16 protein-coding genes are annotated in these 19,122 nt (G+C 34.9%); 4 read left to right on the plus strand and 12 right to left on the minus strand.

What is annotated here, in order from left to right; translation table 11 throughout:
• Window positions 1-227: 227 nt before the first annotated feature.
• The 3 genes from N4T20_RS05755 to N4T20_RS05765 all read left to right on the plus strand — a co-directional run bounded on the left by N4T20_RS05755 (window position 228) and on the right by N4T20_RS05765 (window position 2,273).
• Window positions 228-1,325 carry an endonuclease/exonuclease/phosphatase family protein gene (locus N4T20_RS05755; protein WP_260672129.1) on the plus strand — a complete coding sequence of 366 codons (1,098 nt, stop codon included), beginning with the start codon at window positions 228-230 and terminating at the stop codon, window positions 1,323-1,325.
• 117 nt (window positions 1,326-1,442) lie between these two features.
• Entirely contained in the window at window positions 1,443-1,982 is a 540-nt protein-coding gene (locus tag N4T20_RS05760) for a 3-hydroxyanthranilate 3,4-dioxygenase (RefSeq protein WP_260672130.1), read from the plus strand.
• Between the two features lie 81 nt (window positions 1,983-2,063).
• Window positions 2,064-2,273 (plus strand): hypothetical protein, encoded by a 210-nt coding sequence (locus tag N4T20_RS05765; RefSeq protein ID WP_260672131.1) that lies wholly within the window; start codon window positions 2,064-2,066, stop codon window positions 2,271-2,273.
• On the opposite strand, the gene N4T20_RS05770 is transcribed toward N4T20_RS05765, so the two are convergent.
• Entirely contained in the window at window positions 2,268-3,224 is a 957-nt protein-coding gene (locus N4T20_RS05770; protein WP_260672132.1) for an MBL fold metallo-hydrolase, read from the minus strand. The genes N4T20_RS05765 and N4T20_RS05770 overlap by 6 nt on opposite strands.
• 180 nt (window positions 3,225-3,404) lie before the next feature.
• On the opposite strand from N4T20_RS05770, the gene N4T20_RS05775 reads away from it, so the two are divergent.
• Window positions 3,405-4,958, plus strand: a complete 1,554-nt coding sequence (locus tag N4T20_RS05775; protein ID WP_260672133.1) for an aldehyde dehydrogenase family protein — start codon at window positions 3,405-3,407, stop codon at window positions 4,956-4,958.
• Between the two features lie 63 nt (window positions 4,959-5,021).
• Here the strand turns inward: N4T20_RS05775 and N4T20_RS05780 are convergent, their stop codons facing one another.
• The 11 genes from N4T20_RS05780 to nuoF form a co-directional block, all read right to left on the minus strand.
• Window positions 5,022-7,874: a T9SS type A sorting domain-containing protein gene (locus N4T20_RS05780; protein WP_260672134.1), complete on the minus strand. Its 2,853-nt coding sequence runs from the start codon at window positions 7,872-7,874 to the stop codon at window positions 5,022-5,024.
• 483 nt (window positions 7,875-8,357) lie between these two features.
• Window positions 8,358-9,128, minus strand: coding sequence for a Bax inhibitor-1/YccA family protein (locus N4T20_RS05785; protein WP_260672135.1), 771 nt, complete (start codon window positions 9,126-9,128; stop codon window positions 8,358-8,360).
• A gap of 164 nt (window positions 9,129-9,292) precedes the next feature.
• Window positions 9,293-10,684, minus strand: coding sequence for an NADH-quinone oxidoreductase subunit N (locus tag N4T20_RS05790; RefSeq protein WP_260672136.1), 1,392 nt, complete (start codon window positions 10,682-10,684; stop codon window positions 9,293-9,295).
• 66 nt (window positions 10,685-10,750) lie between these two features.
• A complete protein-coding gene (locus tag N4T20_RS05795) occupies window positions 10,751-12,190 on the minus strand; it encodes a NuoM family protein (RefSeq protein WP_260672137.1) in 1,440 nt (479 codons plus the stop codon).
• 10 nt (window positions 12,191-12,200) lie between these two features.
• The gene (gene nuoL / locus N4T20_RS05800; RefSeq protein ID WP_260672138.1) at window positions 12,201-14,084 is read right to left on the minus strand and encodes an NADH-quinone oxidoreductase subunit L; all 1,884 of its coding nucleotides are present in this window, start codon (window positions 14,082-14,084) and stop codon (window positions 12,201-12,203) included.
• A gap of 6 nt (window positions 14,085-14,090) precedes the next feature.
• The gene (gene nuoK, locus N4T20_RS05805; protein WP_008466103.1) at window positions 14,091-14,411 is read right to left on the minus strand and encodes an NADH-quinone oxidoreductase subunit NuoK; all 321 of its coding nucleotides are present in this window, start codon (window positions 14,409-14,411) and stop codon (window positions 14,091-14,093) included.
• Window positions 14,411-14,950 (minus strand): NADH-quinone oxidoreductase subunit J, encoded by a 540-nt coding sequence (locus N4T20_RS05810; RefSeq protein WP_066033069.1) that lies wholly within the window; start codon window positions 14,948-14,950, stop codon window positions 14,411-14,413. The genes nuoK and N4T20_RS05810 overlap by 1 nt, the downstream gene beginning before the upstream one ends.
• On the minus strand, window positions 14,951-15,496 hold the full coding sequence (locus N4T20_RS05815) for a NuoI/complex I 23 kDa subunit family protein (RefSeq protein WP_129745948.1): 546 nt from the start codon (window positions 15,494-15,496) through the stop codon (window positions 14,951-14,953). It lies immediately after the preceding gene.
• Between the two features lie 86 nt (window positions 15,497-15,582).
• Complete coding sequence (gene nuoH, locus N4T20_RS05820) at window positions 15,583-16,635, minus strand: NADH-quinone oxidoreductase subunit NuoH (RefSeq protein WP_260672139.1); 1,053 nt, start codon at window positions 16,633-16,635, stop codon at window positions 15,583-15,585.
• A 6-nt stretch (window positions 16,636-16,641) separates the two neighbouring features.
• Complete coding sequence (locus N4T20_RS05825) at window positions 16,642-17,670, minus strand: 2Fe-2S iron-sulfur cluster-binding protein (protein WP_260672140.1); 1,029 nt, start codon at window positions 17,668-17,670, stop codon at window positions 16,642-16,644.
• Window positions 17,671-17,753: 83 nt separating this feature from the next.
• Entirely contained in the window at window positions 17,754-19,121 is a 1,368-nt protein-coding gene (gene nuoF / locus N4T20_RS05830) for an NADH-quinone oxidoreductase subunit NuoF (RefSeq protein ID WP_260672141.1), read from the minus strand.
• Between the last annotated feature and the right edge of the window lies 1 nt (window position 19,122).

Raw genomic sequence — 19,122 nt, forward strand, 5'->3', positions numbered from 1 at the left:
TTGTTGAGATTGACAGTTGAATGATTGTAAAGCAAAAATAAGAAATGCGAGTTGAAACAGAATATTTGGCTTCTTACTATTTATAAGGTTTTTCATGATCATCATTTGCTTCTTTCCATTTATATGAAAAAACAAATATAGAAATTTTAGATTTTAAATTTATTTGAATTTTCTTACAATTGAATAAAAAAGATTAATATTGGAATGTCTTTTTATAAATTAAACATATGCGCTCTTTCAGAATCTTTTTAATGGTTGTGCTTTTTTCAATCCAAACGCAATCTCAATCCAAAAAGTATAAAATACACACCGTAGCTTTTTATAATTTCGAAAACCTTTATGATGCTGTAGATGATGTGTTTACAAATGATGATGAATGGACGCCAAATGGAGCTCAGCATTGGACAACGGAAAAGTATCATCAGAAACTAAATAATCTGGCAAGAGTTTTATTTGAAATTGGAACGCCTGAGAATTCTAATGCCCCTATCTTAATAGGAGGAGCAGAAATCGAAAATCGTGATGTTTTAGAAGATTTAATCAAAGAACCCAAACTACAGCCATTAGATTTAGGAATTATCCATTTTGATTCGCCAGATAAGCGCGGTATTGATGTGGCTTTGCTTTATCAGAAAAAATATTTCAGGCCGACTTCTTATTCGAATATCCCTTTAATTATTTATAAAAAAGAAATTCCTAAAAAAGAAGAGGAGACAGAAGTTTTAGACGAAGAAATTGAAGTTAAAAGAGAAGATAAAAACCGTGTTTTTACAAGGGATCAGCTTTTGGTGTCGGGGTTTCTAGAAGATGAAGAAATACATATTATTGTAAATCATTGGCCTTCGAGATCAGGAGGAGAAAAAGCAACGAGTCTATTTCGAGAAGCAGCAGGGAAATTGAACAGAAAAATTATCGATTCTTTGCAGCAGATTAATCCTCGAGCAAAAATATTGACAATGGGAGATTTTAATGACGGGCCATTGAATAAAAGCATAAAAGTTGGATTAGGGGCAAAAGGAGTAAAAGCAGAAGCAGCTGAATTTGATGTTTTTAATCCGTTTGAAGAGCTTGAGAGTAAAGGTTTTGGAACTATTGCCTATCGTGATTCTTGGAACATTTTTGATCAGATTATCATGACGGCATCTTTGGTTAAATCGGATTTTTCGACTTTTAATTTTTGGAAAGCAGGCATTTTCAACCAACCTTATCTTATTCAAAATTCTGGGCAATATAAAGGTTATCCGTTGCGCAATACCTTGGCTGAGGCTGGATTTAGTGATCATCTTCCGGTTTACGTTTATTTGATAAAAGAGATTCTAAGGTAGAGACGCACTGAATTACGGTTGTCTTTTTCAGAAATTCAATTATAAACCCTCAGATGCACTGCGATGCGTCTCTACAATTTTACTAACTTAGCTATTCCTAATTTAGTATTAAAAAAAATGGCTATAGCAAAACCTTTTAACCTAACTAAGTGGATAGACGAAAACCGTCATTTACTTAAACCGCCTGTTGGAAATAAAAATCTTTACGTAGATTCTGGAGATTATATTGTAATGATTGTGGCAGGACCAAATGCCCGAAAAGATTATCATTATAACGAAACAGAAGAGCTTTTTTATCAGTTAGAAGGAAGCATAAAAGTTGTCATTCAGGAAGATGGACAGCGTAAAGAAATGGAATTAAATGCTGGCGATATGTATCTGCATCCAGCTAAAGTGCCGCATTCTCCTGTTCGTTCAGAAGGCTCTATCGGGCTTGTAATTGAGCGTAAACGTGCAGGACAAGGTTTTACAGATGGTTTGCTTTGGCATTGTGATAATTGTAATCATAAATTGTACGAAGTGTATTTTGAACTTCATAATATCGAGAAAGATTTTCTGCCTCATTTTGAACATTTCTATAATTCAGAAGAATTAAGAACCTGCGATAATTGCGGAACTGTTATGGAAACTGATCCGAGATTTGTAGCGAAGAAATAAATAAATTTTTAACACAGAAACCCGTTAGGTTTTTAAAACCTGACGGGTTTGTAAATATGAATAGATTAATATAATTTTGAAATGAATACTGAAAATAATAATAAACTAGGCGATGAAGAAAAGTTTATTTTAGAATTAAAAGCCGAAATTGAGCAAGCAAAAGAAGAACTTCGTACAGGTAATTTTATTACGCATGAAGAAATGCTAATTGAATTAGAACAAAAGGGTTTTATTAAAAGAAGTGATCTTGATCTTTATATTCAAAAAGCACTTTTGACAAGTAAATTATAATTCTAATTTCCTTCCCTGCTCAGGATAAATAATTTTCAAGCCTAAATCATTTTGAGCTTTTAACTGTTCTTTTATTTTAGCAATATTTTTTGACGGCGGTTTTAAATGTGTGATGATGATTTTGAAGTTTTCCAGAGAACCTTTTCCTGCTAAATCTTCTAAAACATGAAGTTCTTTCATTAAATAATTCGGGGTCAAATGGCCAAATAAAAACTTGTCTGGCTGCTCGTTAGGAAACGAAACTTCGATAAAAATTCCTTTTAATTGTTTTTCTTTAATCAATGGCGCTACAGCGGTCCATAAATCGCGAAGATTATTGCTTTTTTCAACTTCATCTGGACCCGTATCTCCCAAATATAGCGCATAATCATTCTCATTTTTAATCAAGAAAGCAGTGCTTTCAAACGGATTAACATGGCTTAAAGAAAATGCTTTAACTGTCATTTTGGTATTAGTTAAAGAAGTTTCTTCTCCTAAATTTAAAGTCTGGAAATGGTATTTTTTTAAAGGGAAACCCGGGCCTGCGTCTCCAAAATTTGCCCATGTCTGATCGTTGAAATAATGAATTTCCATCATTTCCATACATTTATTAGTCGCATAGACAGTTTTGGAAGAATCGGCAGGAGAATTTATAATCAGACCTGAAACATGATCCAAATGGGCATGAGAAATTAAATATCCTTTGATGTATTTTCGTAAAACTTCACTTGTAGAAACTTTAAAAGTTTTCTTTTCTATGGACTTTTCGATTCCGGCATTTACAGTTCCAGCATCAAGGCAGATATAATCGGTTGTGTTTGATGGAGCGATTAGATAAGCTGAAAGATTTTTTTCATCAATGCCTCCTTTTATTCCCAACGGAACTACAGAAAAAGAAGTTTTTGCTTTTTGAGAAAATATATTGGCTGTAACTAAAAGAAAACAAAGAAGAAGCCTAGGATAAAAGGTCATATTTTAAAATTTAAGTAATGCAAATTTCATTAAATAAATTCAATAATGAAGTTTCGTTTCTGTTAATACTATAAAATAAACTTAAATTTACTTTCATTTATGGATTACCTTCAATGGGAAATTAATTCTAAAACAATATCTTTACATAAAAATATAACAATTTTAACCAAAAAAGTTACAATGACAACAATAGCATCGCAATTTGGAATGAATGAAGCTCTTGAAAAATTGGGCATCAAGAAAATTAATGAAGGAACATCAACAGGAATTAATAATTTTTCATCTGGAGAAATTCTAGAAAGTTATTCGCCAGTTGACGGAAAATTAATTGCTTCGGTAAAAATGTCAACTGCTGAGGATTACGAAAAAGCAATTCAAAAAGCAGCAGAAGCTTTTAAAACTTTTAGATTGATTCCAGCACCGCAGCGTGGAGAAATTGTACGTCAGTTTGGAGAAAAATTGAGACAAAATAAAGAAGCTTTGGGAAAACTTGTCTCTTACGAAATGGGAAAATCATTTCAGGAAGGTCTTGGAGAAGTTCAGGAAATGATTGACATCTGTGATTTTGCGGTTGGTTTATCTCGCCAGCTTCACGGGTTGACGATGCATTCTGAAAGACCAGGCCACCGTATGTATGAGCAATATCATCCATTGGGAATTGTCGGAATCATTTCGGCGTTTAATTTTCCGGTTGCAGTTTGGTCTTGGAACACCGCTTTAGCATGGATTTCTGGTGATGTCTGCGTTTGGAAACCTTCTGAAAAGACACCTCTTTGCGGTATTGCTTGCCAAAATATTATAGCGCAGGTTATTAAAGAAAATAATCTTCCAGAAGGAATTTCGTGTCTAATAAACGGTGATTATAAAATAGGAGAGTTGCTGACTGCAGATACTCGTATTCCGCTTATTTCTGCGACAGGTTCAACCAGAATGGGGAAAATTGTTGCTCAGACCGTGGCAGGAAGATTGGGTAAATCATTATTAGAGCTTGGAGGAAACAATGCAATTATTGTTACTCCAGATGCCGATATTAAAATGACAGTTATTGGAGCTGTTTTTGGAGCTGTTGGAACCGCTGGACAGCGTTGCACTTCAACTAGAAGACTGATTATTCATGAAAGTATTTATGATAAAGTAAAAGATGCATTGGTTGCAGCTTATAAACAGTTGAGAATCGGAAATCCGCTTGACGAAAATAATCATGTTGGCCCGCTAATTGATACTCATGCTGTCGAAATGTACGCGGCGGCATTAAATAAAGTTGTAGCTGAAGGAGGAAAAATTTTGGTTGAGGGAGGAGTGCTTTCTGGTGAAGGCTATGAAAGCGGCTGTTATGTAAAACCTGCAATCGCAGAAGCCGAAAATTCTTTTGAAATTGTACAGCACGAAACTTTTGCTCCAGTTTTATATTTGATTAAATATTCTGGAGAAGTTGAGAATGCTATTGAAATTCAAAATGGCGTTGCTCAAGGATTGTCTTCTGCAATTATGACGAATAATTTGCGCGAAGCAGAAAGATTTTTATCGGCAATAGGTTCTGATTGTGGAATTGCCAACGTAAACATCGGAACGTCTGGTGCAGAAATCGGCGGTGCTTTTGGCGGTGAAAAAGAAACTGGAGGCGGACGCGAATCAGGATCTGATGCTTGGAAAATTTATATGAGACGCCAAACCAATACAATCAATTATACTACAAATCTTCCGCTTGCACAGGGAATTAAATTTGATTTGTAATTATTATAATATGTAATAAAAAAAGGCTTCCAATTTTGGAAGCCTTTTTAAGTTAAGTTAGTTTTACTTTTTAATAAGTGTTTGGTTTAATGATCCATCGGCAGTATAAATTTTGGCTAGGTAAGTGCCAGGAATTAAACCGCTTGTATCAATGGTTTGAGAATTTCCAGAATTAATAACCAAATTTCCTGAGATATTGTAAATAAGTATTTTTTGTACTTTCTGTTCTGGATCTGATAAGTATAAAGTGCTTGAAACTGGATTCGGGTATAAAACTATTTTTGAAGATTCAGTGCTTTCTTTTGCAGTAGTTTCAGTTGCACCAGCCATTCTTAAAGTACTGCCACTGTAAACTGTGCTGATATAGAATAGGTTCGCTACAGAGCCTTTTGTGATAGTATGAGAACCTGCAGCAATTGAAGCGGTTACAATACCTGCAGATGCTGTGTATGAAACATTATCAACTTTAATGGTTCCTGTAAAACTTGAATCGAAAACGAGAGTCAATGTAGATGCACTAGCGGTAGTATATGTGATAGATGTGCTTGACTCTATTTTTAGACGTTCAGTAAGTGTTAGCCCATTGTAAGTAACAGATCCAGGAGTAGAATTCATATTTCCTGTAATAGAATAGAACGTGCTCGTCTTTCCAGAAGTTGTAAAGTTATGAAGTTCAGATCCGCCAGTTGAACCCGTTGTAACCGTAATCGTTCCAGATGCCGTTACAGGAGTTCCCGCACTTCCGGAGGTGGTTACAGAATAAGACACATTAGCCGTTGGAGTTCCAGTAATAGTGATGGTTTTTGCAGTTGCGTTTTTTACAAATGATAATCCAGAAGCAGGCAATCCTGTTACTGCTGCATCTGTTGCATTTCCTCCCCAAGTAAAGACAATAGAGGCAATAGCAGTTCCAGAAGAAACGGTTTGGCTATTGTTTCCTGAAGAAGTCAAAGTTTGGTTTCCAGCGGCAGTAACTGTTACAGTTCCTGAACCAGTGGCTGGGGAACCACTAGTTCCAGAAGTTGCTATCGAATACGAAACTGTCGCAGTTGGGGTACCTGAAATAGTTATAGTTTTGGCTGTAGTATTTTTTACAAAAGACAATCCAGATGCAGGTAATCCTGTTACTGCTGCATCAGTTGCATCTCCTCCCCATGTAAATACGATTGAAGAAATTGCAGTACCGCTTGCCACAGTTTGATTGTTGTTTGATGCAGAAGTCAAAGTTAAAGTCTGTGTTCCTGCCGGCGGATTTCCTTCTCCTTGTACAGCGACTAAAGTTCCTGCATAGTTTGTAAGAGCTGTTTTTAATGCCGTAATTACTAAAGACGAAGTATCATCTGTTGCGTTGTTGAATGTCCATTTTAAATCTCCTCCTGAAACACGTCCAGCATATTGAGTTGTCTTCGTTTTAGCTGCAGCTGGAGTATCGACAACTAAATTTTTTACGTACAGATTTGCATCTGTATCAAAGTTGTTGTAAGTATTAGCACCCGATTTTGATTTCACAGAACTGCTTACAACTTCTCCTCTTGTTGCTGCAACATACGCATCAAAATCTGTTGTGGAGCTTATTTTTCCTGAGATATTATACAACGGATTAGGATCGTTGTAAGCTACAAAACGCATATTATTTGTTCCGTTAGAAGCGTCAAAAGTGTTATTGAAAGCTTTAATGCTTCCTCCTGCTTCTCCAGAAAATGTTCCCATTGTTCCAGCATTATTCACTTGGTTTGCCTCATCCCAAATATCAGAACCTTGAAGAGAAGTCAGCATTGGGTGTTTGCTGTTTCTATAATAATTTCCTTCAACAAAAAGAGAAGAACCCATAGTAGATCCTGCTCCATATTTAGAAACGCCATCATAATAGTTGTTATAAATATGTGCTGAATAGTAACGCACGCGAGGATGGCGAGAATCGGAGTGATCAAACCAGTTGTGATGATAAGTAACGTACAACCCAGAAGTTGTTCCTTCGCTTAAGCCTAAAAGACTTGCTTTTCCATTGTCCCAAAAGTGGTTGTAAGATAATGTGATATAAGTCGAAGTTTTATTATCTAATGCTCCATCACCTTTTATTTGGTCAGCATCGCTGCCTGCATTTCCGTAGAATAAGTCACAGTTATGCACCCATACGTGATCGTTATCCTGCTGCATTCCCACGTTATCACCAGCAGTACTGTCACAGTTCATAAATCCAAGATTGCTTACTTCAATGTTTGAAGCCGATTTTAGTCTAACTCCCCATCCATTTGCAACGGCATCATCTCCAATACCTTCGATGGTAACATAACTAGAAGCATTGTTTGCATTTTCAATAACAACGTCGCCACCTTCCATAACTGTCATATCGGTAATATTTCCGATTAAGCGAATGATAAACGGACGTGTATCTTTTCCTTTTTTGATTGCGTAAAGAATATTTTGCAAACCAATGCAAGGATTTGAACTTGCCCCGGTAATATTCATTGAAATCGTGTTTTTGGTGTTTTGAGTAATGTAAAGAATTACAGCATTGTCTTTCGGAGTTCCGTCTGCTTTGTATCCTCCAGGAACTCGCCCGCCTTCGAAGGCAAAACCATTTCTGTCATGCGCCACTACAGTTAAGCTGCTTGTTGTGGTACCAGTTCCTTCGGTGCCATTTATAACAGGTTTTACTTTTACAGTATAATTTCCAGCTTTAAGGCCTGGAATATCAGCACGAAAATAAGAACCATAACTTCTAATAAGCTGATCGTCTATTTTTTTGTCTGTTAATCCGTTTCCTGTGTAATAAACATTATAAGTTTGGGCGCCGCTGACTGGTTGCCATTTTACAAAAGCAGTTTCCAGCCAGCCAGAAGCTTCGTTAATAGTTTGGGCCCATAATTGAACTGTCATAAGAAAGACAGCCACGAAAAGTAGGTTTTTTTTCATAAGGTTTGTTTAAGATAGTTAATAAAATAAGTAAGTGGTTTTACTTACGATTCCAAGTGGTTTAATTGTAATCGATTACACAAAATTATATATTAATTTTTAATACGATAATTTTTTTGCAAAAAAAAAGAACATACTTAAATTATTTGGCTTTTATAATGTTAAAAATGTAATAAATTGCATTAATTGTAATTTATTGCAAATTGGGTTTTTAATTCAGAAAGCCGAATTTTTCTAGCTTTTAACATTTTTAATGCTTAAACAAAAAATAGAAGAGAGTAGCTGTAATTTTTTTTTATTACATAAATTACATTTTACTTTTTTGTAGGAAATGGATTGTTTTTGTGTTCTGGATAACAGATTATTCTTAAAACTTTTAATTGTAAAGATGCATTTTGAATTAAAAATTGTGAAGTAATTGAAATGAAAAAGCCCTTTTGATTTTACTCAAAAGGGCTTCTAAATTTATAATGTAAAGATCAATTAGTCTTTGCTTGATAATTTTAATAATAATCTTAGGAATTCGATATACAGCCAAACCAATGTTATCATTAATCCCATTGCCCCGTACCATTCCATAAATTTCGGCATTTTTTCTCTTGCACCTTTTTCAATTAAATCAAAATCTAAGAATAGGTTAAGAGCTGCTATAATAATAACAAAAACACTGATGCCAATACTCATCATAGAATTTCCGTAATGAACAGGTGTCCAGCTTGTAAACATTGATACAACCCAAGAAATTAAATAATAGGTAGCGATTGCCAATGTAGCAGCAACCACAACAGATTTGAACTGTTCAGTAACTTTAACAATTCTAAATTTGTATAGGCCAAGGCAAACCAAGAAAGTAACAAGAGTTGCTCCAACTGCATTGATTACGATTCCAGGAACTTTTAATTCAAATATTGCAGAAATACCGCCTATGAATAATCCTTCAAATAAAGCATATCCTGGTGCTAGGTAAGGAGAAGACTGTGGTCTGAATGAAGAAACTAGTACTAAGATAAAACCAACAATAGCTCCTCCAATTGTAGGAAGCATAGGATTCATTCCGTTAAAAGTCATCCACCATGTTACCATAGCGGCACCGCACAAAATAAGAAATAAGATTGCTGTTTTGTTGATTGTTCCAGATACTGTCATTTCTTGATTGTAATCAATAATCTGAGCTTGGTGTACTTCTGTTCTTGGTTCAGCATTCGATGAGAAACGCTTACTGTTTAAAAATGGATTTTTTGAATTAAAGTTCATATTTTAATACATTTAATTGAACTCAAATATATGGAGATTTTTTGAAGTGCAATTATTGGAAAGAATTTTTTAACATGAATTTCAGTTCTTATTTTAAGGCATAAAAAAAAATCCATTAAAACTAATTTAATGGATTTTCGAATATTTTAGATAAAGAGGTTATCTTATTTCAATAAGTCTAAAACTAATGATGGGAATAAACCTAATGCGATGTTTAAAGCAATTGACACTACAGCTGTAGCATAAATAAGGAATGGTTTCCCTGTTCTTTCCTGATTAGGCTCTTTAGAATACATTGCGATGATCAGTTTGAAATAATACCCAACACTTATGATGGAATTGATTACTGCTACAATTACTAAACCAATATATCCAGCTTGAATAGTTTGATTGAATAAGAATAATTTAGCAAAGAATCCAGAGAAAATAGGAATTCCGGCCATTGATAATAATGATGCTGTAAGGACAGCAGCCAATAGCGGATTTGTTTTTCCTAAACCGTGGAAGTTTGTAATATCTTCGTTATCATGATCTCTGCAAACATATAAAATTACACTAAACGCAGCGATTCCAGCCAAAGCGTAAGCTGCAGTATAATACAATAAAACCCCAGCTGAAGCAGAAACCGTTAACAAGGTCATTAACATGAAACCTGCATGAGAAATTCCAGAGAAAGCAAGCATACGTTTAACGTTTACTTGTCTTAATGCCATAATATTACCAACAGACATTGAAGCGATAGAGATAATAACGACAATAACTTCAAAAGTGTGTAAAAGATCTTGGTTATCTAATGAAGCAATTAAATTCATTCCAGAAACCAATTTAAATAGAGTTGCAATGGCTACTACTTTTGCCAAAGTGCTCATTAAAGCGGTTGTTAAAGCAGGAGAACCTTCGTACACGTCTGGAGCCCAGAAGTGGAAAGGAACAGCCGCTACTTTGAATAGCATTCCAACAACCATTAAAATCATTCCAATTGGAAACCAGATTGGTAATTCTGCAGATAGAGCGCTTTCGTGAATTTCGCTAATATCAAAAGTTCCCATTGCACCGTAAATCAAACAGATTCCGAATAAAATAATACCAGATGCGAAAGATCCCATTAAGAAATATTTCATACCCGCTTCGTTGCTCTTAATATTCAAACGGTCGCTTGCCGCTAAAACATATAAAGCAATAGATAAGATTTCGATTCCTAAGAAAAACATCGCTAAGTTTCCAAAAGAAACCATCGCAACAGCTCCAGCTAGCAAGAAAACTTTAATAGCAACATAATCAGAAATTTTCGTTGGGTGATTATGGTAAAAATTGTGACTTAATGCTACAAGGAAAATAGTTAAAACGATAAACAATGATGAAAAAGCTGTAGAAAACTTGCTCACTGCTATCATGTTGTTGTAGTAACTTTGTTCTGCTCCAAATTCACAATAATTAAGAGCCAATACGCCTAATAAACCCAAAATGGTAATAGGAACGATCGCCTTTCTTAAATTAAGAATTTCAAACAATAGGCAGAAAATACCCAATCCTGTTATAGCTATTAATGTATTCATTTTTATCTTTTTGATTTAGGATTTTAATTTTTAAACTTAAATCCTAATTTATTTTTGTTTAAAATATTAGTTCTTATTGATAACTTGTAAAATGTTTTCCAAGCTTGGTGTAATCAAATCTGTGATTGGTTTTGGATAAAAACCAAAGAATAATAAAACTGCAATAATCACAGCAAATGAAATTCCTTCGTTTAGCGTAACATCAGCAAAAGCTTTAGAATTCGTTTCACCTAACATGACGTGCTGGAACATTCTTAACATATAGTAAGCTCCCAAAATAATAGTAGTTCCGCCAAGGATAGCAAACCAGATATTGATTTGAGATAAACTGTATAATACTGTAAATTCTCCAACGAAGTTGAATGTACTTGGCAATGCAACAGAAGCTAATACTAAGATTAAAAACATCGATGTAAATTTTGGTGATTGAGCACGAATTCCGCCCATTTCACCAATTTCTCTCGTTTCGTATCTTCTGAAAATTACTTCAGCAGCAAAGAACAATCCTACCACAACAAAACCGTGAGCAATCATTTGCATAACTGAACCTCTAAAACCATCAAGTGTTAAAGTGTAAGATCCGGCAGCAATTAATCCAACGTGAGCAAGAGAAGAATAAGCCAATAATTTTTTCAAATCCTTTTGTCTCAATGCAACGATTGATCCGTAGATAACACCTGCAATTCCTAAAGCAATAAAAATATGCATATATTCTTTAGCAGCGATTGGCGCAAGTGGCAATTGCCAACGAAGAACACTGTACAATCCCATTTTTAGCATGATACCAGATAAAAGCATTGTTCCAACTGTTGGCGCTTTTTGATATACATTTGCCTGCCAAGTATGGAAAGGAATAATTGGAATTTTGATAGCATAAGCTAAGAAGAAAGCCAAGAAAATCCAGAATTGCTCGCTAGCAGATAAGTTTACTTTGTATAAGTCTTCGATTAAGAAAGAGCCAGCTTTTGTGTATAAGTAAATAAAAGCAGTCAACATGAATAACGAACCGGCAAGTGTATAAATAAAGAATTTAACCACTGCTTTTCTGCGCTCTTCAGCATCGCCATTACCCCAAATCAAAGCAATAAAGTAGATTGGAATAAGCGCTAACTCCCAGAAAATATAATATAAAAGTCCGTCTGCCGCTAAGAAAGTTCCCGCCATAGCAAAAGCCATAAACAAGATTAAAGCATAAAAACCTTTTGCATTTTTATATTCATTTCCAAAAGAAGAAAATATGATTATTGGAGTTAAAGCTGCAGTTAATAAAACCATTGCAAGCCCAAGTCCGTCACCATTTAAAGCGAAAGAAATTTTTGGCTGATTGATCCAGCTGTTGATTACGCTGATATTTTCGCCAGCATTATAATTATTCAATAATACAATTGAACATCCTAAAGCTGCTAAACTAAATAATAAAGCAACTTTTGAAGCTAGTTTGTCACCAGAAAAATAAGTGGCAAATGCACCAATTAAAAGTATAATTAATATAGTAGAAACGTTCATAGTAATAATATTATTGAGCTAAAAATATATAGGAAACAATTGCGCAAAGTCCTAAAACAAAAACAAATAGATACAATCCTATACTTCCGGTTTGTAATTTTTTTCCTTGGAAAGCAATTTCGTTTGCTATTTTACCTAATCCAAAAACAAGAGCAGATAATCCTGTCTCGATATAGTCTCTAAAGAATTTAGATAAACTATTTACTGGCTTAACAAATACTGCATCGTAAACTTCGTCTACATAATATTTGTTGTATAACACTTTGCTTAAACCTGTAATGTTTTCGTCAGCTTCTGGAACATTATCTTGTTTAAAGTATTTAACGTAAGCAATTAAAATTCCAAGTAATCCGCCTAAAACTGCAACCCCCATTAAAGTATATTCAGTTGTGCCTAAATGGTGTTCTTCGCCTGCTACTTTTGTGAAAAGAGGAGCTAAGTAGTGATTTAACCAGCTGTTTCCAGGCAAACTAATTAATCCGCCAAAAGTTGCTAAAATAGCTAAGATGATTAATGGAATAGTAATTAATGAACCGCTTTCGTGCAAGTGATGTTTTTGTTCTTCTGTTCCTCTAAATTCTTTAAAGAAAGTCAAGAACATTAAACGGAACATATAGAAAGCTGTCATGATTGAAGCAACTGATCCAACAACATATAATGGAATACTGTGGTGGAAAGCTGTCAATAAAATTTCATCTTTAGAAAAGAATCCTGAGAAGAACGGTACTCCAGAAATTGCCAATGAAGAAATTAGCATTGTCCAGAACGTGATTGGCATTGCTTTACGCAAACCTCCCATATTACGCATATCTTGCTCTCCATGTAATCCGTGAATTACAGATCCAGAACCTAAGAATAAACAAGCTTTGAAAAAAGCATGAGTAATTACGTGAAAAACAGCTACTTCATAAGCTCCAAATCCTAATGCTAAAAACATTAAACCTAATTGAGAAACCGTAGAGTAAGCCAATACTTTTTTGATATCAGTTTGAACTAATCCAATTGTAGCGGCAACTAATGAAGTGATAGCTCCAATAATAGCAATTACGCTTTGAACATCTTTTGCAAGGTCAAAAACAAAATTTAATCTTGTAACCATAAAGATACCTGCAGTTACCATCGTAGCAGCATGGATTAATGCAGAAACTGGAGTTGGTCCAGCCATCGCATCAGGTAACCAAGTGTATAACGGAATTTGGGCAGATTTACCACAAGCTCCAATAAATAAGCATAATGCAACTAAAGAAAGTAGAGATGAATCTAAATTAGAAGCTCCAGCAATTGCAGTTTTTAAAGTTGCATAGTCCAATGTTGAGAACATCGATCCGATGATGAACATTCCGATTAATAAACCTAAATCTCCAATTCTGTTCATGATGAAAGCTTTTTTTGCAGCATCATTGTAATCTTGGTTTTTATGCCAAAATCCAATTAATAGGTAAGAACAAAGTCCAACACCTTCCCATCCGATGAAAAGAACTAATAAATTGCTTCCAATTACAAGCGTAATCATAAAGAATACGAATAGATTTAAATAAGCAAAAAATTTGTGCATATTCTCATCATCATGCATATAACTGATAGAATATAAGTGAATTAAAGATCCGATTCCAGTTACGAAAAGCAACCAAAGAACAGATAATTGATCTAATAAAAATCCGAGGTTGATTTTTAAGTTGCTAATTTGAATCCAATCAAATAATGTAACTTCAATTCCTTTTCCAGTTGAAGTTATTTGATTAAAAAGTAAAAGAGAAACTACAAAAGAAATTGCTACGGCAATAGTTCCGATTGCACCAGAAACTGTTTTTCCTAAGCTTTTTCCAAAAAAGACATTTACTAGAAAACCTAGTAAAGGAGTTAAAACTAAAATTAAAGCTAAATTGGTATCCATTTCTGATTATCCTTTTAAATTTTTTAAATTATCGATACTGATTGATCCGATATTTCTAAAGATAGAAACTAAAATGGCCAATCCTACCGCAACTTCGGCTGCAGCAACCGCCATCGAGAAGAACACAAAAACTTGTCCTTGCGCATCTTGATGATAAGTTGAAAAAGCAACAAATAAAAGGTTTACCGCATTCAACATAATTTCGATAGACATGAAAACGATAATAGCATTTCGTCTGTACAATACACCAAAAATACCAATACAGAAAAGTACAACACTCAAAAAGATGTAGTTTTCAATACCTATTTGATTTAATATATTACCCATTATTTATTTAATTTTTCTTTTTTAGACAATAGAACTGTTCCAATCATAGCAACCAAAAGCAAGATCGAAGCAAATTCAAAAGGAACCATATATTCGTCCAATAAGATTTTACCTAAAACTTTAATTGATTGGAAATCTTCTCCAGTAGAATCGTATTCACCAACGATTGGTTTCGAATTAATAAAGATTGCAATTAAAACAATCAATATTAAACAGAAAGAAACAATTGCGCCTAAACGTGTAATTCTAGGACGGTGAACTTCTCGCTGTTCGTTCAGGTTCATCAACATGATAGTAAACAGGAACAGAATCATAATAGCTCCGGAGTAGACTATTATATGTACAACAGCTAAGAATTGAGAATTTAATAGTAAATAATGACCAGCAATAGAAAAGAAACAAATCACTAAGTAAATAGCCGAGTGAATTGGGTTTCTGCTGAAAATAGTCAAGAAAGCAGTAATAACGGTAATAAACGCTAAAAAGCAAAAGATAACTTGAATAGTTGTTGCGTGCGCAAAATCAGGAATATGTATCATTTAGTTCGCGTTTTTAAGTTGAGCATTTTTCAAAGCCATTTCTAAAGGCATTACTAATTTATCTTTCCCGAAAATGAAATCTTCTCTATTGTAGTTAGCAGGAACCAATACTTTAGATTCTGTTAAGTAAATAGCGTCTTTTGGACAAGCTTCTTCACATAAACCACAGAAAATGCAACGAAGCATATTGATTTCGTAGATTTCTGCATATTTTTCTTCTCTATATAAGTGTTTTTCATCAGGCTTACGTTCTGCAGCTTTCATAGTGATCGCTTCAGCAGGACATGATAATGCGCATAATCCGCAAGCAGTGCAATTTTCACGGCCTTGCTCATCGCGCTTCAGCATATGTTGGCCACGGTAAACTGGACTCATTTCACGAACCTGTTCTGGGTAATGAATGGTAACTTTTTTTCTGAAAAGGTGTTTTACAGTAATAAATAAACCTTTTACAATCGCCACAAGATACAATCGCTCAACAAAAGACATCTCCTTATTTGAGACCACCTTTTTTCTACCCGATAATGATATAGTTTCTATTGACATTTTTACTAGTATAGTTTATGATTTACAATTTGAAATGGATCAAATTCAAAATCTATTTTGTTTTTATTTGAAGCTTGTTACGGTTCTTAAAATCCTAAAGCTGCTGCAATATCGTGTCTTAAAATAACAACACCCGTAATCATGATATTAATGATTGAAAGCGGAATTAAAATTCTCCAGCCCAAGTTCATTAATTGGTCATATCTAAATCTTGGAATTGTCCAACGTACCCACATATAAAAGAATATGAAGAAACATATTTTTACAAACAGAGCCGCAATTCCTAATAAATTAGCTGTATTTACACCAACATTTTCTACCATCCATTGCATTCCAGGATAGTTGTATCCGCCAAAGAATAAAACAGAAATGATAGTAGAAGAGATAAACATACTCGCATATTCAGCAAATAAATAGAATCCCATTTTCATTGACGAATATTCTGTATGATAACCTCCAATTAATTCATTCTCACATTCTGCTAAGTCAAAAGGAGTTCTGTTTGTTTCTGCAAATGAACAGATTAAGAAAATTAAGAATGATAAAGGCTGATAAAAAACATTCCAGTTCATTCCTTGCTGCTGTAATGAGATTTCTTTTAAGCTCATTGTCCCGGTCATCATCAATAAAGCAATTATCGATAATCCCATAGCAACCTCGTAAGAAACCATTTGAGAAGCGGCACGAATAGCTCCCATCAAAGAGAATTTATTGTTAGATGCCCATCCACCAATCATGATGCCGTAAACTCCAACAGAAAGAACTCCAAAAATGTATAATAAAGCAATATTTACATCGGTAGCCTGAAGAATGATGTCTCTTCCAAAAAGATGCAAGCGATCTCCCCACGGAATTACAGCACTAGTCATCAAAGCTGTACTCATTGCAATTGCAGGACCTACAACAAATAAAAATCTATTTGGCGTATTCGGGAAAAACTCTTCTTTAGAGAATAATTTCATACCATCTGCAAGCGGTTGTAATAAACCTCCCCATCCGGCACGGTTTGGTCCAACACGATCTTGCAAGAAAGCAGCAACTTTACGTTCTGCCCATGTAGAATACATTGCCATAATCATTGTTACCGCAAAAACGACAACAATAACAACACTCTTTTCTATAATAAATGCACTTTCCATTTCTTACTATTTTTGATCTTTATCAGTTAATGGAATTGCCGCCATACTAATCTTTTTACGGTCTATATCTCTACCTAAAAGAATGTTCTTCTCTGTATCGATTTGAACTTTCTCTAATTTTTGAGTGTAATTGTTTTGGTTGATTACAGAGTCTTTTTCAAATTCTCTTGGTCCTTCAATTACCCAGTCATTTACATCTTTGTGATCAAAACGACAGCTGTTGCAAATGAATTCTTCAACTTCATGGTACTCGTCTTTACGACCCGTTACACGTTGAATTTCTCCACCAAACATCCAAACTGTAGTTTTACCGCAACATCCAGGAGTTGTACATTCTCTGTGTGCGTTATAAGGTTTGTTAAACCAAACTCTTGATTTAAAACGGAAAGTTTTATCTGTTAAAGCTCCAACTGGACATACATCAATCATATTTCCAGAGAACTCATTATCGATAGCTTTAGAAATACCAGTAGAAATATTAGCGTGGTCACCACGATCTAATACACCGTGAACTCTATTGTCTGTCAATTGATCTGCAACTTGCACACATCTCTGGCATAAGATGCAACGGTTCATATGAAGTTGAATATTTGGACCAATATCTTCTGGTTCAAATGTTCTTTTCTCTTCAATGTAACGTGATTTCGGATTTCCGTGCTCAAAACTTAAATTCTGTAAGTCACATTCTCCAGCTTGATCGCAAATAGGGCAATCTAGAGGGTGATTGATTAATAAAAATTCTGTTACAGATTTACGGGCTTCAGTTACTCTTGCAGACGATTTACTGTTTACTTCCATACCATCCATACATCCTGTTACACAAGATGCCATTAATTTTGGCATTGGTCGTGGGTCAGCTTCACTACCTTTAGAAACTTCAACTAAACAACAACGGCATTTACCACCGCTGCCTTTTAATTTTGAGTAATAGCACATGGCTGGCGGTACCAAATCTCCACCAATCATACGTGCAGCCTGCAGGATCGTTGTTCCTGGTTCTACGTCTATACTTTGACCGTCTATGGTTACTTTCATCTCTTTCTTTTGTTTTTTTAGTTTCAGGTTTCAGGTTTCAGGTTTTCACTTGAAACTAAAAAAACTTGAAACTTTAAACTATTTTATACTGTTTGTTTGCCTACTAAATGCTTAACTTGTGAGAAAGGCTCGGCAACAAAGTGATCTCTATTTTTAATTTTTTCTGGGAAACGAACGTGATATTCGAACTCATCTCTAAAGTGACGAATCGCTGCAGCTACTGGCCAAGAAGCGGCGTCACCAAGCGGACAAATTGTGTTTCCTTCAATTTTACTTTGAATGCTCCACAATAATTCGATATCTTCTTCACGGCCTTGACCGTTTTCAATTCTCCATAAGATTTTTTCTAACCATCCAGTTCCTTCACGGCAAGGTGTACATTGTCCGCATGACTCATGGTGGTAAAAACGAGCAAAGTTCCAAGTGTTTCTAACGACACAAGCAGTATCATTATAAACAATAAATCCTCCAGAACCCAACATAGATCCAGTAGCAAAACCACCGTCACTTAAAGATTCGTAAGTCATTAAACGATCTTCTCCATTTGCTGTTTTGAAAATCAATTCAGCAGGCAAGATTGGCACAGAAGAACCTCCTGGCACAAATGCTTTTAATGGACGACTTGAAGACATTCCTCCTAAATATTCATCAGAATTCATGAATTCATCTACGCTTAAACCTAATTCAATTTCGTAAACACCAGGATTTTTGATGTGTCCTGAAGCAGAAATTAATTTAGTTCCAGTAGAACGTCCAATACCAATTTTAGCATAATCATCTCCAGAATTGTTTACAATCCAAGGCACAGTCGCAATTGTTTCAACATTGTTTACTACCGTTGGATTTGCCCAAAGGCCAGAAACCGCTGGGAAAGGTGGTTTAATACGAGGATTTCCTCTTTTACCTTCCAATGATTCGATCAATGCTGTTTCTTCTCCACAGATATAAGCTCCAGCTCCACAGTGTACGTGAAGTTCAAGATCATAACCTGTTCCTAATATATTTTTTCCTAACCATCCGGCAGCTTTTGCTTCGGCGATTGCTCTTTCTAAAATTTTGAAAACCCACATATATTCTCCACGAATGTAGATATAAGATAGGTTAGCGCCCAAAGCGTAGCTTGAAGTAATCATTCCTTCGATTAATAAGTGAGGAATATATTCCATCAAAAATCTATCTTTGAATGTTCCAGGCTCAGATTCGTCGGCGTTACAAACTAAGTGTCTTGGTCTTCCTGATTTTTTGTCAATAAAGCTCCATTTCATTCCGGCAGGGAAACCTGCACCACCACGGCCACGCAACCCTGATTTTTTTACTTCTTCAGTAACTTCGTCTGGAGTAAGTGTTTTTAAAGCTTTTTCTACAGAAGCATAACCGCCATTTTGGCGATAAACTTCGTAGGTTTTAATTCCAGGAATATTGATCTTATCTAATAATATTTTTTGTGACATC

Origin of the sequence: Flavobacterium sp. TR2, from assembly GCF_025252405.1 — a bacterium.
Taxonomy (GTDB): domain Bacteria; phylum Bacteroidota; class Bacteroidia; order Flavobacteriales; family Flavobacteriaceae; genus Flavobacterium.

What these genes read in the sequence shown, in the direction of transcription:
- N4T20_RS05755 (WP_260672129.1), top strand. Translation starts at nt 228, where the DNA reads ATGCGCTCTTTCAGAATCTTTTTAATGGTTGTGCTTTTTTCAATCCAA.
- N4T20_RS05760 (WP_260672130.1), top strand. Translation starts at nt 1,443, where the DNA reads ATGGCTATAGCAAAACCTTTTAACCTAACTAAGTGGATAGACGAAAAC.
- N4T20_RS05765 (WP_260672131.1), top strand. Translation starts at nt 2,064, where the DNA reads ATGAATACTGAAAATAATAATAAACTAGGCGATGAAGAAAAGTTTATT.
- N4T20_RS05770 (WP_260672132.1), bottom strand. Translation starts at nt 3,224, where the DNA reads ATGACCTTTTATCCTAGGCTTCTTCTTTGTTTTCTTTTAGTTACAGCC.
- N4T20_RS05775 (WP_260672133.1), top strand. Translation starts at nt 3,405, where the DNA reads ATGACAACAATAGCATCGCAATTTGGAATGAATGAAGCTCTTGAAAAA.
- N4T20_RS05780 (WP_260672134.1), bottom strand. Translation starts at nt 7,874, where the DNA reads ATGAAAAAAAACCTACTTTTCGTGGCTGTCTTTCTTATGACAGTTCAA.
- N4T20_RS05785 (WP_260672135.1), bottom strand. Translation starts at nt 9,128, where the DNA reads ATGAACTTTAATTCAAAAAATCCATTTTTAAACAGTAAGCGTTTCTCA.
- N4T20_RS05790 (WP_260672136.1), bottom strand. Translation starts at nt 10,684, where the DNA reads ATGAATACATTAATAGCTATAACAGGATTGGGTATTTTCTGCCTATTG.
- N4T20_RS05795 (WP_260672137.1), bottom strand. Translation starts at nt 12,190, where the DNA reads ATGAACGTTTCTACTATATTAATTATACTTTTAATTGGTGCATTTGCC.
- nuoL (WP_260672138.1), bottom strand. Translation starts at nt 14,084, where the DNA reads ATGGATACCAATTTAGCTTTAATTTTAGTTTTAACTCCTTTACTAGGT.
- nuoK (WP_008466103.1), bottom strand. Translation starts at nt 14,411, where the DNA reads ATGGGTAATATATTAAATCAAATAGGTATTGAAAACTACATCTTTTTG.
- N4T20_RS05810 (WP_066033069.1), bottom strand. Translation starts at nt 14,950, where the DNA reads ATGATACATATTCCTGATTTTGCGCACGCAACAACTATTCAAGTTATC.
- N4T20_RS05815 (WP_129745948.1), bottom strand. Translation starts at nt 15,496, where the DNA reads ATGTCAATAGAAACTATATCATTATCGGGTAGAAAAAAGGTGGTCTCA.
- nuoH (WP_260672139.1), bottom strand. Translation starts at nt 16,635, where the DNA reads ATGGAAAGTGCATTTATTATAGAAAAGAGTGTTGTTATTGTTGTCGTT.
- N4T20_RS05825 (WP_260672140.1), bottom strand. Translation starts at nt 17,670, where the DNA reads ATGAAAGTAACCATAGACGGTCAAAGTATAGACGTAGAACCAGGAACA.
- nuoF (WP_260672141.1), bottom strand. Translation starts at nt 19,121, where the DNA reads ATGTCACAAAAAATATTATTAGATAAGATCAATATTCCTGGAATTAAA.